Genomic DNA, 13,057 nt, shown 5'->3' on the forward strand with positions numbered 1-13,057 from the left:
TCGGGTGAAGGCGAGGGTTCAGTGCCGGTGCTGGCGGGTCACGCCGGCATCGAATTGCGCGACGACCTGCTGCCAGCCGGCGCTTTCGAGCGTGGCGTCGCTGAGGTCGGCCGGTGCCGTGAGCTTGTCGGCGCGGTTGAGCCAGATGTCCGATGCGGCATCGTCGGTTGCGCTCAGGCGCATCAGGAATGAACCGGCGACAGTCGGCGACTGGCTCAGGCCGAAGTAGGCCTTGGCGTCGAGCATTTGCCAGGCATGGCCGCCCCGGCTGACAGAACTGGCGTCCTGGGCGAACGGGGCAAAACCTTCCTCGGCGAGAGCTTCGGGCGTCGCCAGCGTTTGCTGTTCCTGACGCAACAAATGAATCTCATCCAGCGTCACGCGCAAATCGGCGTAGATGCCTTGCTCGGCAGCACTGAGGTCACGGCGGGCATCCAGTTGGTGGCTGTTGACGCTGCTCACCTCATGGGATTCACCGCGCCAGAACACCACAGTCCCTGCGACCGCGAGGATCACCAGGCACAGCAGCAGAACGTAGAGGGATTCGTGACCTGCACCGGCCGGGCGCACGACTTGGGTCGTTGGAGTGCTCATGGCGCCTGGATGTCCGCCTGGTCTATTTCCACGACGTGACCGGGGCCGGCATCGAACAGCACATAGAACTCGGCGCCGGGCTTCTTGAAGGTCAGGGTCGAATCAGGCCCGAGCTTACCCGGCACCAGAATGGTTTCGTCGTAGCCGATCACGTCGAGGGTCACGCCCGGCGCGCCGCTGCCGTCGGAAAAACCGCCGGTGCACTGGATCTGGTCGGCGTCGATGGCCTTGCATTCGCACATCGGGTTGTGGGCCAGGGCGCTGGCGCTGAAGCCGGCGCAGAGCAGCAACACGGTGTTGAGAGGACGAAGCGGGTTGATCATGGTTTGCCTCCTTGTTTGTTCAGCCAGACGATGGTGGCGGGAGAGGCCTGGCGCAAAGGAATGGATGCCTGATGCATGGCGCCGTCCCAGCCTTCCATGGTGATCCACAGTTCGGCGTCGGCCGTGGTCTTTTCCGGGACGGGCAGCGAAGCGCCCATGCGGTACGGCGTACCGAAGAAAATCACCCCGGCGGCGCGCAGGCTGCGGGGCTTGCCGATACGCAGGTAAGTGGCCTTGACCTGTCCGATACAGGCATCGCACAGCGCGGCGTTGAAGCCTTTCATGTAACCGGCCGGTCCTTCGAGCATCGGGGCTGAGTTGCGCAATTCCGCCAGGCGCAGGCTCCAGGGGCCGACCCGGACTTCGCCGACGTCGCGTTCGCCCAGGCCGCTGTCACCACGCATCAACGCTTCGTCGGCGAAATACTTGGGCATGAAACCCAGTGGAATCAGCAGCAACAGGACATTCAGGTGAAAGCGCCATTTGTGCCAGAACACGCTCAGGCGCAAGGGTTGCGAGGCCGCAGTGACTTTGCTCACAGGTTGGCCTCCGACGTTTCGTTGTTCGTGGCCGGCGCCGCCGCGGTGCCGCGCTGTTTCTTGTGACTGCGTTTGAAGGCATTGGCCGTGGCCAGCGCCGTACGTTTGGTCCAGATCAGCAGACCGCTGAGCACCATCATGCTCAGCAGCAGGCCGAAGAATGCCCATATCAGTTTGATCCACAGTCCGCCAAAGTCTCCGGTGTGCAACGGGCGCATGGATTCGGTGACGAACTCCAGGGCCGAGCGGTCGGAGATCAGGCGCGAGGCGGCGATTTCGCCGTTGTACGGGTTGATGGTGGCGGTCTGGAACATCAACGGATACCAACCGCGTCCACCGACATCCAGATGGCTGTAGGCATTGCCCGGCAGGCTGACGAAGCTGGCCTCCAGACCGGAGATTTCCTGCGTGGCGATTTCAATCGCGCGGTCAAGGTCAATACGGGGTGGGGGCGACCCATCGGGCGACAGCGGTACCGCTTCGCGGGACATCGCCGGGATGATCTTTTCCGTGGAAATGGAAATCTGGTTATCGGACAGCAATGCCTGGATCAGGAACCAGGTGCCGGTGATGGAAATCACTGCGATGAACCAGATCGACCAGATGCCGCTCAAGCGGTGAAAGTCGCCCCAGAAAATCCGTGCGCCGTGGCGAATGCGCAGGGTCGGGCGGAAGAAGCCTTTCCAGAAGCGCTTGTAGACCACCAGTCCTGTGATCAGCGAAGCCAGCAATGGCAAGCCGAGAAACGACACCAGGTACCAGCCCCAGCTATAGCCATTGGTAAACGGCACCAGCCACCAGGCGTGCAAGGCGCGGGTGAAGGCGCGGAAGTTGAATTGCGGAGCGACACCCTGGATCACACCGCTGTACGGATTGACATAAATCACCACCGAGCGCCCGTCGGGGTAGCTGACTTCGACATCCAGGGCAAAGTGCGACTCGTCGGGGCGGCTGATGCTCTGCACCACGGTCTGCGGTTCGGCCTTGTTGATGGCCTCGATGACCTGCTGATAGCTGAGCAGCGGGGCATCGTCCGTGGGTTGGGTGGCACGCATTGGCGGGTTGGCCAGCCAGACGATTTCCTGACTGATGACGGCCAGGGTGCCGGTCACACACACGATCAGCACGAAAAACCAGATCGGCAGCGCCAGCCAGCTATGGACCAGGAACCAGATTTTTGAACGGGACTTCTTTGACATGTTGGAGGTCTTGCCTGGATGAGTGGTCACTCTGCTGCGGGCTTCGCAGGACTGAGCGCCATGAAGGTCCAGTCGTGGCTTTTGCCTACGCGAAAGGACTGCATCTAGGTAGGACGGATGAGCAGGGGAAATCCCGAAAGGGAAAATGAAAGAAAATGTTTCGCGGGGGGCGGAAAGGCAGAGCAATCCGCGCACGGCCGGCCGCAGGATTTACATTCACTGAAGATCAAACGGTGGGAGCGGGCTTGCTCGCGAAGGAGCCGGCACATTCAACATCCACGTCGCCTGACACTCCGCTTTCGCGAGCAAGCCCGCTCCCACAGGGGCCTTCAGTGATCACAAGTCCCGCGTAAGATCGGGGACCCACTGTGGGAGATTCTATGGTTGGGAAAAAGCCCTCAACCCTGACTGAACATCTCCTTCGCCCGTTTCTCTATCTGCTCCTGGGTCAGGTCTTCCTTGCGCGTAGCCAGGAACCACACGTGCCCGTAGGGATCCTTCAAGGTGCCCGTACGGTCGCCGTAAAACTGATCCTTGACCTCGGATACAACGGTTGAGCCGGCATCGATGGCTTTTTTGTAGGACTTGTCGACATCCGTCACGTACAAATGCAGACCCACGGACGGCGAGTTGTCCGGATTATTCAGCGGTCCTTGATCGCACGGTGTGCCGAGCATGATCGGGCAATCGCCAATGCGCAGTTCGGCGTGACCGACACTGCCATCAGGCATGGCCAGGCGCATGACTTCAATGGCGCCGAAGGCTTTTTTGTAGAAATCGATGGCTTGGGCAGCTTTGTTGATGCCCAAGTAGGGGGTGATACTGTGATACCCCTCTGGAATGGGTTTGACGCTCATGATGGATCTCCCTGTTCCTGTTCTGTGAATAGACAGTGCCTGCGCCGTTATTCGGCCGAATAAATATAGGTCAGCCTCTTTCGCCTCACCGAGCGCCCGACGAGCAGTCGCGCCACACAAGTGCCATCAAGTCGGCTCCAACCAGTGCGCTCCCAGCACATCGACAATGATCGCCATTTCCTGATAGCCACTATTGAAAGCGTTGATTTCTGCTGCCCGGGAGGCACGGGTAGCCTGTGTTCATTGCCTCGAACCCAGTCGCCAGGACGCCAAAAATGAAACCGATGATTGCCACTTTGCTGATGCTCGCCGTCTCCGTACTCGCCGGATGTGCCAGCCATGTTTCCCCGGAACTTCGGCCTTACACGGCTGAAGAGACCAAGGAACTGGCGCTGGAGGCGCTGAACCGTCGCGGATTGTCCTTCGACGAATACCATGCGAAAAAAGCCGAACTGCTCGGCCAGCCGCAGAAGGCGTTCGGCTTTGACAACCAGGGTGAAATGAACGCCGGGCGATCTGTACAGCTTCACGGTCGTCCAAGCTGAAGCAAAACTGTACTGCTCCAAGTTTCACACAACTGTCCGTGGGTTTCGCCCAAGGTGTGCGGTAGGGTCAATACCTGACCGACCCTGACGGACCGCCACCCATGACGCTCTCACTCGACCTGCTGCTGGGCTTCGCCCTGTTTGCCCTCGTCACCTCGATCACACCCGGCCCGAACAACACCATGTTGCTGGCATCCGGGGTGAACTTCGGATTCAACCGCACGATCCCGCACATGCTCGGCATCACCTGTGGCTTCTTCGTACTCGTGGTGGCGGTCGGTTTTGGCCTTGGCGCGGTGTTCCAGACTTACCCTTTGCTCTACACCGTACTGCGTTATGTGGGAGCGGCGTACTTGCTGTATCTGGCCTGGAAAATCGCCCATTCCGGACCAATGTCGGAGAGCCAGCAGGGCGAAGCGAAACCGATCAGCTATTTGGGCGCCGCCGCGTTCCAATGGGTCAATCCCAAGGCCTGGATCATGGCCATTGGCGCCATCAGCACCTACACGCCGATGCAGGGTTACTTCACTAATGTGATCGTGATTGCGGCCGTCTTTGCGATCATCAACCTGCCGAGCGTCGGTGTCTGGGCCGCTTGCGGCACGCTGTTACGCAACGTTCTGAAGGACCGCCGCTGGCTGCGCCTGTTCAATTGGGGCATGGCCGCGCTGCTCGTGGGGTCGCTGTATCCGCTGTTGCTCGAAAGCTTTAGCTGACGCATTGCTTCAACCGGTTGCCCGATGCCTGTTAAGCTGACTTTTCAGGAGCGTTCCTACGCACTATTAAATGAAGTAGTTCTTCTTTAACGGCATCCGATCAGGTATTGGTAACGTTCTGAAAACCGCGCGCAGCTCACAAGGCTGCGCTTTGCCGTTTGCAGTCACGAGCTTCCTGATCCCGGAACACGCTCTGCGAGTCTTTTATGAATAAACGTCCGTTGTATTTCGACTACGCCGCCACCACGCCGGTGGATGAGCGAGTCATCAAGGTGATGGTCGAGTGTCTGGGCTTTACCGGCAATTTCGGCAACCCGGCCTCCAGTTCCCACGCATTTGGTCAGCAGGCCCGGCAATCGGTGGAACAGGCGCGACGCCAGGTCGCCGAGCTGGTCGGCGCAACACCCGAGCAGATTGTCTGGACCTCAGGCGCCACCGAATCCAACAACCTCGCGCTCAAAGGCGTGGCCCAGGCCCGGGGCGTTGGCGGCGGCCATATCATCACCAGCCAGATCGAACACAAGGCCATTCTCGATACCGCGAAGCAACTGCAGGACGCCGGTGTAGCGGTGACTTATCTGGTGCCGGACGCCGATGGCCTGATCACCGCGCAAGCGGTCAGCGAAGCCATGCGCGAGGACACCTTCCTGGTCTCGCTGATGCTGGTCAACAACGAACTGGGCACCCTCAACGACATTCCCGCCATCGGTCAGGTCGTGCGTGATCGCGGGGCGTTGTTCCATGTTGACGCCGCACAGGGCGCGGGCAAAGTGGCGATCGACCTTGCGCAGTGGGCGGTGGACCTGATGTCGTTTTCCGCACATAAACTGTACGGCCCAAAAGGCATCGGTGCGTTGTACGTCGGTCCGCGTGCACAACAGCGTCTGCGGGCGCAGATCCATGGCGGCGGGCATGAGGGCGGTTTGCGTTCCGGAACACTGGCGACCCATCAGATCGTGGCCATGGGCTCGGCCTTTGCACTGGCGGCGGCTGCATTCGATGAAGAGAAAGCCAGCATCGTGCGTTTGCGTGAACGCTTGCTCGAGCAATTGCAGAGTATTCCCGGTGTACGGCTCAATGGCAGCCCGACCCGGCGCATTCCCCATACCTTGAGCCTGACCTTCAGTGAAGGCGAGTTCAACCCGGCAGCATTGCTGGCCTCGATCGCGTTTTCCGCGACCTCGGCCTGCAATTCCGCCAGCAATACCCCATCCCATGTACTGCTGGCCCTGGGGCATGATGCCCGCTCGGCGAGTCGCACCATCCGCTTGAGCCTCGGGCGTTTCACCACCGAGCAGGATATCGACCAGGCGGTTCAACTGATCAAGGCAGCCTGCGCCAGTGCTCCGGCATTCTGGCAATAGGGCGACGAAGTGCCGACGTTGATCGGCCCTCAACAATAATGATGAAGTGGTTAGCAGGAGACACGATGAATACGCAGCTTTCGATCAATGGATCGGTGCCCCAGCGCCTGGCGCAAACCCGCGAACTGATGAGCCGGGAGGGCATTCACGCCCTGCTGGTGCCGTCGGCCGACCCGCACCTGTCCGAATACCTGCCGGGTTACTGGCAGGGGCGCCAGTGGTTGTCGGGTTTCCATGGTTCGGTCGGTACCTTGATCGTAACCGCGGATTTTGCCGGCGTCTGGGCCGACAGCCGTTATTGGGAGCAAGCGACCAAGGAACTCAAGGGCAGTGGCATTGACCTGGTCAAGCTGCAACCGGGTCAACCCGGGCCACTGGAGTGGCTCGCCGAGCAAACCCCCGAAGGTGGCGTTGTCGCCGTCGATGGCGCGGTCATGGCCGTGGCTTCGGCACGGACCCTGGGCGGTAAACTTGAAGAGCGTGGCGCCCGTCTGCGTACCGACCTCGATCTGTTGAGCGGAGTCTGGAGCGACCGCCCAAGCCTGCCGAACGAACCGATCTATCAACACTTGCCACCGCAGGCGACCGTCAGCCGTGGCGAAAAACTCGCCAAACTGCGTGAAACCCTTAAGGCACGGGGTGCCGACTGGCATTTCATTGCCACCCTCGATGACATCGCCTGGCTGTTCAACCTGCGTGGCGGCGACGTGTCATTCAATCCGGTATTCGTTTCTTTCGCCTTGATCAATCAGCAACAGGCCACGTTGTTTGTCGCCTTGAGCAAAGTCAGCGCCGAGTTGCGCGCAATCCTCGAACAGGACGGTGTGACCTTGCGCGATTACAGCGAAGTCGCTGCCGCACTGCGCGCCGTGCCGAGTGGCGCGAGCCTGCAAGTCGATCCGGCGCGGGTCACGGCGGGGTTGCTGGACAACCTCGACAGCGGGGTGAAACTGATCGAAGGCCTGAACCCGACTACTCTGGCCAAATCGCAAAAAAGCCTGGCCGATGCCGAACACATCCGTCAGGCCATGGAACAGGACGGTGCAGCGCTGTGCGAATTCTTCGCCTGGCTGGACTCGGCGCTGGGCCGTGAGCGCATCACCGAACTGACCATCGACGAAAAACTCACCGCCGCCCGTGAGCGTCGTCCGGATTACGTGTCGCTGAGCTTCAATACCATCGCCGCGTTCAACGCCAATGGCGCGATGCCGCACTACCATGCCACCGAAGCAGAACACGCGGTGATCGAAGGGGACGGTCTGTTGCTGATCGACTCCGGCGGCCAGTACCTGGGCGGCACCACCGACATCACGCGGATGGTTGCGGTGGGCACACCGACCGATGAGCAAAAACGCGATTGCACCCGCGTGCTCAAGGGCGTGATTGCCTTGTCCCGCGCGCAGTTCCCGAAGGGCATTCTGTCGCCACTGCTCGATGCCATCGCCCGTGCGCCCATCTGGGCGGAAAGTGTCGACTACGGTCACGGCACCGGGCATGGCGTCGGTTACTTCCTGAACGTCCACGAAGGTCCGCAAGTCATCGCTTATCAGGCTGCGCCTGCGCCACAAACGGCGATGCAACCCGGCATGATCACGTCCATTGAGCCGGGTACCTATCGTCCGGGTCGTTGGGGAGTGCGAATCGAAAACCTGGCCATGAACCGTGAAGCAGGCAAAAGCGAATTCGGCGAGTTCCTGAAGTTCGAAACGCTGACCCTGTGTCCGATCGATACACGCTGCCTGGAAACCTCACTGCTGTCCGAAGAGGAAAAACAGTGGTTCAACGCCTATCACGCCGAAGTGCGCGAACGCCTGAGCCCACTGGTCGAGGGGGCGGCTCTTGAGTGGCTGAACACCCGTACCGCGGCTATTTGATTGCTTTCAGTTCGGGTGCTGTCTCCAGCGCCTGACTCATGTAGTCAACAAAGGCTTTGACCCTGGCGGATTGGCGACGATTCGCCGGGGATACAGCATGTATCGGCAGCGACAGCGTGCTGTAGTCCTGCAAAATCGCGATCACCCGGCCAGCTTTCAGGTCTTCGCTGAACAGCCACACCGGTGACAGCGCAATCCCCAATCCCCCCAGCACCAGTTCGCGGATCGCCTCGGAATTGTTGCTCTGCGCATTGCCCTTGATCCGCACTTCGTGACGTTGGGCATCTTTTGTGTACAGCCACAGGTTTTGACTGCTCAGCAGATTGAACATCAGGCAATTGTGCCTGGTCAGCTCCTGCGGTGTTTGTGGTTGGCCGTTTTGCCTGAGGTAGTCAGGTGATGCGACGGTTACACGATGCGTGCTGCCCACAAGGCGCGCGATCAAACCGCTGTCGTCCAGGGCACCGATCCTGAATGTGACGTCCAGCCCTTCGCTGACCAGATCCTGATTCTGATCACTCAATTGCAAGTCAATCTGTACGTCAGGGTAGTGTTTGAGAAAGCCCGGTAAACGGGGGGCGATCTGCAAGCGTCCGAAACTGACGGACGAGCCGATTTTCAACGGTCCGGCGACCCTTTCCCGACCGGACTGGAAGCTATGTTCTGCCGCATCCACGGCGGCGAGGATGATTCGGCATTCGTTGTAGTACCGCTGACCTTCATTCGTCAGGGATAACTTGCGGGTGCTGCGGGCAATCAGCTTTCCACCCAGTTGTGTTTCCAGCGCTTGCAGCACTTTGCTGATGGTTGGCTGACTGGTCTGCATCTCCCGGGCAACGGCGGAAAAGCTGCCGCGTTCGACCACCCGTACGAAAATCGCCATTGCATTGAGCTTGTCCACGGGATTCCCCATTGATGCTTTATCGGCATGATCACTATAGTGATATAGCGTCTTATCGGCATGAGTGGGTCGAGGCAAGATTGATCCTACATTCACTTCTGATGGGATTTTGCGAAATGACTGACTCACTGGATATGCGCGCTCTGATGGTCGACTCGGCCAATGCGTCGTTACGCTTGGTTTCCATTGCGCGGCCTGTGCCACAGGCGGGGCAAGTATTGGTCAGGATCAAGGCTAGTGGTGTGAATCCACTGGACGGCAAAATCCGCTCCGGGCAGGCGGCTCATGCGCGTCAACCGTTACCGGCGATATTGGGTATGGATCTGGCCGGAACCGTAGAAGCGTTGGGGGAGGGCGTCAGTGGCTGGCTGCCGGGGGATGAGGTGTACGCCTTGGCCACCGGCATTGGTGGTATTCAAGGTTCATTGGCCGAATACGCGGCAGTTGATGCACGGCTGTTGGCTCGCAAACCGCACAACTTGAGCATGCGCGAGGCTGCCGGATTGCCGCTCGTGCTGATTACCGCCTGGGAAGGTCTGGTGGACCGGGCTCGTGTTCGGCCCGGGCAGAAGGTATTGATTCATGGTGGTGCCGGTGGCGTCGGACATGTCGCGGTGCAAATCGCCCGCGCTTTTGGCGCTGAGGTTTTTGCTACGGGCTCGGCCACGCAACAGAAAACGATCGAGGGCTTTGGTGCGACATTTATCGATTACAGGCAATCTTCGGTTGAAGACTATGTGACTGAGCATACGGCCGGTGAGGGGTTTGACATTGTCTATGACACTGTGGGGGGGGAAACGCTGGATGCGTCATTCAAGGCTGCACGGACGTATCACGGCCATGTGCTCAGTTGCCTTGGTTGGGGTCAGCACAGCCTGGCACCGCTTTCTTTTCGTGGGGCGACTTACTCCGGTGTTTTCACTTTGCTGCCGCTCCTGACGGGCAAGGGACGTGAGCATCACGGTGAGATTCTGCACGAGGCGGCGCGGTTGATTGAGGCGGGTAAGCTCTTGCCGTTGCTTGACCCGCACTCGTTCACATTGCAGACCGCAGAAGCCGCCCATGTACTGCTCTTGTCGGGAGCGGCAAAGGGGCGGTTGGTGGTCGAGATTTAACTCAAGGCTTCGAGCACGAAGTCCAGTCGATCCTGGCCGAAGTACAACTGGTTGCCGACAAACATGCTCGGCGCTCCGAACACCCCTCGCTGCACAGCTTTTTCGGTGTTGTCCTTGAGCACGGCTTTGACTTCTTCATCAGCGGTCAGGGCCAGCACCTCTTGCGGGTCGAAAGCGTTTTCGCTCAGCACGGCTGCGACGGTTGCCGGTTCATCGAGATTCCGACCGTCGACCCAAATGGCCTTGAACAGGCAATCGATGAACGCGGCAAAGCGTTCAGGGTGGCGCAACTGCATGCCAGTTACGGCACGCATCAGCATCAAGGTGTTGATCGGGAAGTGCGGGTTGAATTTCAGAGGCACGCCGTAGCGTCTGGCGTAGCGGTCCAGATCCTGAAACATGTAGCGGCCCTTTGCCGGGACAGTCACCGGAGAGGCGTTTCCGGTGGCTTTGAATACCCCGCCCAACAAGAGCGGAATGTAGACCAGCCGGGTATCGGTCTGTGCGCAGATTTTCGGTAGCTGGGTATAGGCCAGATAGGTGGCGGGGCTGCCGAGGTCGAAGTAGAACTCCACGGTTTTGCTCATGTTCAAGGCGCTCGTCTTGTTGTTATGTGTGGGGGAGTTACCAGCGCTCACTCCAGGGGCGAAGGTCCAGCTCGAAAGTCCAGGCATCACGGGGCTGGCTGTGCAGGTACCAGTAGTTTTCGGCGATATGTTCGGGATCGAGGATGCCATCCTGATCCTTGGTGGCGTATTTTTCGGGGAAGCTTTCGCGGATGAAGTCGGTATCGATGGCACCGTCGACGACGACATGGGCAACGTGAATGTTCATCGGCCCGAGCTCTCGGGCCATGCTTTGCGCCAGTGCACGAATACCGTGCTTGGCACCCGCAAATGCGGCGAACCCGGCAGCGCCACGCATGCCTGCGGTGGCCCCGGTGAAAAGGATCGTGCCCCGCTGGCGCTTGGCCATGCGCTTGGCCACTTCACGCGCGTTGAGAAAACCGGAAAAACAGGCCATTTCCCAGATCTTGAAATACTTGCGGGCGGTTTCTTCGAGAATGCTGCACGGCACGTTGGCGCCGATGTTGAAGACAAAAGCTTCGATGGGACCGATCTGGGTTTCGATCTGCTCGACCAGCGCGATCACGTCTTCCTCTTTACGTGCATCGCAGGCAAAACCATGGGCCTCGCCACCATCGGCCTGGATGGCATCCACCAGTGGCTGGAGCTTGTCCGCACTGCGGCGGGTGACGCAGGCGACAAAACCCTCCTGCGCAAAACGCTTGGCAATGGCGCCACCGGTGGCATCACCTGCACCGACGACCAGTACGACCTTCTTGTTATTCATGGGTAGATCCCTTTGGTAAACGATCGTTAACTAAACGAACGTTATGCTACGATTCGACGGGCGTCAAGGTGAGCAATCAAGGGAGAAGGGCAATGCGTTATTCCGCCAGTCATAAGCTGGAAACCAGGCAACGGCTGCTGGAAAGCAGTGCGGTATTGGCCAAGAAATCCGGATTTTCAACGGTGGGCGTGGACAGCCTGATGAAAGCGGTTGGCTTGAGTGGCGGCGCTTTCTACAGCCACTTCTCGTCGAAAGACGAGTTGTTCGCAACCATTGTCGAGCGTGAGTTGTGCCAAAGCCTGGCGCGACTGGGGGAAGGGCAGGACCGTGACAAGCTTGAGCGCTGCTTGAAACTGTACCTGAGCATGTCGCATGTCGAGAGTCCGGAAACCGGTTGTGCGTTACCGGCTTTGGGGGCGGAGATTGCCCGTTCCGACGTGACTGTCCGCCAACAGGCAGAGAACTGGATTTGTCGGCTTCAGGAAAGTTGGGCGGGTGTTCTGCAAAGCGACAGCCTGGCGTGGGCGATTCTGTCGCAATGCATTGGCGCGCTGGTTGTAGCGCGTATGCTCGCTAGCCCGGATATTCAACGCACAGTGCTTAAGTCCAGCTACGAAGAGATTGGCCGTCAGATCGCAACTCCAAGAGCGTGACGCGACGGCCCTGACTATTTGCAGATGACAATCATGCTGCGGCTGGTATACCCGGCAGGATTGAGGCCAAACGGATAATCGCCGGGCTCTTCCACTGCATCTCCCGACTTGGCGATGACCTTGTAACCCTTGGGGGCGCAGGAGTTGGCCGCGCTGGCGTAGCACTTGTCCCAGGACGAAGACAGTCCGGAACAGTTGATATGTAGCCCTTTCTTGCCGTGTTTGATCTGTGTTTTTGATGTCGCTGCGCAGCCCGCAATTGCAAGTACGGCGATCAGTATCAAAATTCGTTTCATTACTGTCCTTAAAGCGTCCCCGGATCTTGTGCCCGGGTCTGGCTGCATTCGCTTGCGCTTGAAGCTTACCGATATCCCTATCTGGAATTGTCCATGGTATGACTCTGGGTCGCGGGGCTAAACATGGCCTAATTGAGCGGCAAATACCAGACCTACGTCATATCTGCTCTCAATCTGCCGCTACTGCCGGCTTGGCGGCAGTGCTCATAGTCATGGTTGCGCCGACGGATGCCAGGATGATGCACATGATAGCCATCCACTGTGACAGCGAGAGGTATTCATGAAGGAACAGCAAGCCCGATAATGCGCCGAAGGCGGGCTCGATACTCATCAGTGTGCCGAAGGTTCTGGCCGGCATACGGGTCAGAGCGACCATCTCCAGGGTGTAGGGGAGGGCAGTGGACAACACGGCAACGCCGAGGGCCACAGGGATCAATGATGGGGTCAGCAGAGCGGAACCGGCATGGACAATGCCGATAGGGGCTACGAACAGTGCAGCGATCATTACCCCCAGCGCGGCGGTTTGCACGCCATTGTCAGCCCCGGCTTTTTGGCCGAACAAAATGTACAGTGCCCAGCAGACACCTGCACCCAAAGCATAACCGGCGCCTATCAGATCGATTCCCGCGGTCGCTTCTCCTGTCGGTATCAATAACAGTAAGCCGACGGCAGCCAAGGCAATCCACAAAAAGTCGATTGCGCGACGGGAGGCGTAGATTGCCACAGCC

16 protein-coding genes (1 of these 16 only partly in view) are annotated in these 13,057 nt (G+C 59.3%); 6 read left to right on the forward strand and 10 right to left on the reverse strand.

Translation table 11 applies throughout. The annotated features are described in order from the left end of the window. Positions 1-18 precede the first annotated feature (18 nt). The 5 genes from ABIA48_RS23275 to ABIA48_RS23295 form a co-directional block, all read right to left on the reverse strand. Positions 19-594 (reverse strand): DUF6162 family protein, encoded by a 576-nt coding sequence (locus ABIA48_RS23275; RefSeq protein ID WP_429491620.1) that lies wholly within the window; start codon positions 592-594, stop codon positions 19-21. Beyond that, positions 591-917: a hypothetical protein gene (locus ABIA48_RS23280; RefSeq protein ID WP_007990124.1), complete on the reverse strand. Its 327-nt coding sequence runs from the start codon at positions 915-917 to the stop codon at positions 591-593. Before ABIA48_RS23280 ends, ABIA48_RS23275 begins: the two co-directional genes overlap by 4 nt. Then, entirely contained in the window at positions 914-1,456 is a 543-nt protein-coding gene (locus ABIA48_RS23285; RefSeq protein WP_429491622.1) for a thiamine pyrophosphate-binding protein, read from the reverse strand. Before ABIA48_RS23285 ends, ABIA48_RS23280 begins: the two co-directional genes overlap by 4 nt. Then, positions 1,453-2,655 carry a PepSY-associated TM helix domain-containing protein gene (locus ABIA48_RS23290; RefSeq protein WP_429491624.1) on the reverse strand — a complete coding sequence of 401 codons (1,203 nt, stop codon included), beginning with the start codon at positions 2,653-2,655 and terminating at the stop codon, positions 1,453-1,455. The genes ABIA48_RS23285 and ABIA48_RS23290 overlap by 4 nt, the downstream gene beginning before the upstream one ends. Before the next feature lie 398 nt (positions 2,656-3,053). After that, entirely contained in the window at positions 3,054-3,512 is a 459-nt protein-coding gene (locus ABIA48_RS23295; protein WP_429491626.1) for a VOC family protein, read from the reverse strand. A gap of 275 nt (positions 3,513-3,787) precedes the next feature. Between ABIA48_RS23295 and ABIA48_RS23300 the strand changes: the two genes are divergently transcribed. The 4 genes from ABIA48_RS23300 (at position 3,788) to ABIA48_RS23315 (ending at position 8,011) form a co-directional block, all read left to right on the forward strand. Continuing rightward, positions 3,788-4,057, forward strand: coding sequence for a hypothetical protein (locus tag ABIA48_RS23300; RefSeq protein WP_007990119.1), 270 nt, complete (start codon positions 3,788-3,790; stop codon positions 4,055-4,057). Positions 4,058-4,158: 101 nt separating this feature from the next. Beyond that, on the forward strand, positions 4,159-4,773 hold the full coding sequence (locus ABIA48_RS23305; RefSeq protein WP_007993943.1) for a LysE family translocator: 615 nt from the start codon (positions 4,159-4,161) through the stop codon (positions 4,771-4,773). Positions 4,774-4,979: 206 nt separating this feature from the next. Continuing rightward, the gene (locus ABIA48_RS23310) at positions 4,980-6,137 is read left to right on the forward strand and encodes a cysteine desulfurase family protein (RefSeq protein WP_429491628.1); all 1,158 of its coding nucleotides are present in this window, start codon (positions 4,980-4,982) and stop codon (positions 6,135-6,137) included. Positions 6,138-6,202: 65 nt separating this feature from the next. Further along, positions 6,203-8,011, forward strand: coding sequence for an aminopeptidase P family protein (locus tag ABIA48_RS23315; RefSeq protein ID WP_429491630.1), 1,809 nt, complete (start codon positions 6,203-6,205; stop codon positions 8,009-8,011). On the opposite strand, the gene ABIA48_RS23320 is transcribed toward ABIA48_RS23315, so the two are convergent. Next, the gene (locus tag ABIA48_RS23320) at positions 8,004-8,924 is read right to left on the reverse strand and encodes a LysR family transcriptional regulator (RefSeq protein WP_429492923.1); all 921 of its coding nucleotides are present in this window, start codon (positions 8,922-8,924) and stop codon (positions 8,004-8,006) included. The two genes, ABIA48_RS23315 and ABIA48_RS23320, sit on opposite strands and share 8 nt — an antisense overlap. A 104-nt stretch (positions 8,925-9,028) precedes the next feature. Here ABIA48_RS23320 and ABIA48_RS23325 point away from each other — a divergent pair, with 104 nt between their 5' ends. After that, positions 9,029-10,027, forward strand: a complete 999-nt coding sequence (locus ABIA48_RS23325) for a zinc-dependent alcohol dehydrogenase family protein (protein ID WP_429491632.1) — start codon at positions 9,029-9,031, stop codon at positions 10,025-10,027. Here ABIA48_RS23325 and ABIA48_RS23330 read toward each other — a convergent pair. Next, entirely contained in the window at positions 10,024-10,614 is a 591-nt protein-coding gene (locus tag ABIA48_RS23330) for a 2-hydroxychromene-2-carboxylate isomerase (protein ID WP_429491634.1), read from the reverse strand. The two genes, ABIA48_RS23325 and ABIA48_RS23330, sit on opposite strands and share 4 nt — an antisense overlap. Positions 10,615-10,651: 37 nt before the next feature. Further along, positions 10,652-11,380 carry an SDR family oxidoreductase gene (locus tag ABIA48_RS23335; RefSeq protein ID WP_429491636.1) on the reverse strand — a complete coding sequence of 243 codons (729 nt, stop codon included), beginning with the start codon at positions 11,378-11,380 and terminating at the stop codon, positions 10,652-10,654. 92 nt (positions 11,381-11,472) lie between these two features. On the opposite strand from ABIA48_RS23335, the gene ABIA48_RS23340 reads away from it, so the two are divergent. Next, entirely contained in the window at positions 11,473-12,033 is a 561-nt protein-coding gene (locus ABIA48_RS23340) for a TetR/AcrR family transcriptional regulator (protein WP_429491638.1), read from the forward strand. A 14-nt stretch (positions 12,034-12,047) separates the two neighbouring features. Here the strand turns inward: ABIA48_RS23340 and ABIA48_RS23345 are convergent, their stop codons facing one another. Both ABIA48_RS23345 and rhtA read right to left on the reverse strand, forming a co-directional pair. Next, entirely contained in the window at positions 12,048-12,329 is a 282-nt protein-coding gene (locus ABIA48_RS23345; RefSeq protein WP_007990112.1) for a hypothetical protein, read from the reverse strand. Between the two features lie 169 nt (positions 12,330-12,498). Beyond that, positions 12,499-13,057, reverse strand: the 3' portion of a protein-coding gene (rhtA, locus tag ABIA48_RS23350) for a threonine/homoserine exporter RhtA (protein WP_429491640.1). The gene runs 329 nt beyond the window's last position; only the last 559 of its 888 coding nucleotides appear in the window; the start codon falls outside the window, past its right edge; the stop codon is at positions 12,499-12,501.

The sequence above is a fragment of the Pseudomonas sp. S30_BP2TU TE3576 genome (assembly GCF_050436025.1).
Lineage (GTDB): Bacteria > Pseudomonadota > Gammaproteobacteria > Pseudomonadales > Pseudomonadaceae > Aquipseudomonas.

What these genes read in the sequence shown, in the direction of transcription:
- ABIA48_RS23330 (WP_429491634.1), bottom strand. Translation starts at nt 10,614, where the DNA reads ATGAGCAAAACCGTGGAGTTCTACTTCGACCTCGGCAGCCCCGCCACC.
- ABIA48_RS23335 (WP_429491636.1), bottom strand. Translation starts at nt 11,380, where the DNA reads ATGAATAACAAGAAGGTCGTACTGGTCGTCGGTGCAGGTGATGCCACC.
- ABIA48_RS23275 (WP_429491620.1), bottom strand. Translation starts at nt 594, where the DNA reads ATGAGCACTCCAACGACCCAAGTCGTGCGCCCGGCCGGTGCAGGTCAC.
- ABIA48_RS23295 (WP_429491626.1), bottom strand. Translation starts at nt 3,512, where the DNA reads ATGAGCGTCAAACCCATTCCAGAGGGGTATCACAGTATCACCCCCTAC.
- ABIA48_RS23310 (WP_429491628.1), top strand. Translation starts at nt 4,980, where the DNA reads ATGAATAAACGTCCGTTGTATTTCGACTACGCCGCCACCACGCCGGTG.
- ABIA48_RS23340 (WP_429491638.1), top strand. Translation starts at nt 11,473, where the DNA reads ATGCGTTATTCCGCCAGTCATAAGCTGGAAACCAGGCAACGGCTGCTG.
- ABIA48_RS23280 (WP_007990124.1), bottom strand. Translation starts at nt 917, where the DNA reads ATGATCAACCCGCTTCGTCCTCTCAACACCGTGTTGCTGCTCTGCGCC.
- ABIA48_RS23325 (WP_429491632.1), top strand. Translation starts at nt 9,029, where the DNA reads ATGACTGACTCACTGGATATGCGCGCTCTGATGGTCGACTCGGCCAAT.
- ABIA48_RS23345 (WP_007990112.1), bottom strand. Translation starts at nt 12,329, where the DNA reads ATGAAACGAATTTTGATACTGATCGCCGTACTTGCAATTGCGGGCTGC.
- ABIA48_RS23315 (WP_429491630.1), top strand. Translation starts at nt 6,203, where the DNA reads ATGAATACGCAGCTTTCGATCAATGGATCGGTGCCCCAGCGCCTGGCG.
- ABIA48_RS23290 (WP_429491624.1), bottom strand. Translation starts at nt 2,655, where the DNA reads ATGTCAAAGAAGTCCCGTTCAAAAATCTGGTTCCTGGTCCATAGCTGG.
- ABIA48_RS23300 (WP_007990119.1), top strand. Translation starts at nt 3,788, where the DNA reads ATGAAACCGATGATTGCCACTTTGCTGATGCTCGCCGTCTCCGTACTC.
- ABIA48_RS23305 (WP_007993943.1), top strand. Translation starts at nt 4,159, where the DNA reads ATGACGCTCTCACTCGACCTGCTGCTGGGCTTCGCCCTGTTTGCCCTC.
- ABIA48_RS23320 (WP_429492923.1), bottom strand. Translation starts at nt 8,924, where the DNA reads ATGGGGAATCCCGTGGACAAGCTCAATGCAATGGCGATTTTCGTACGG.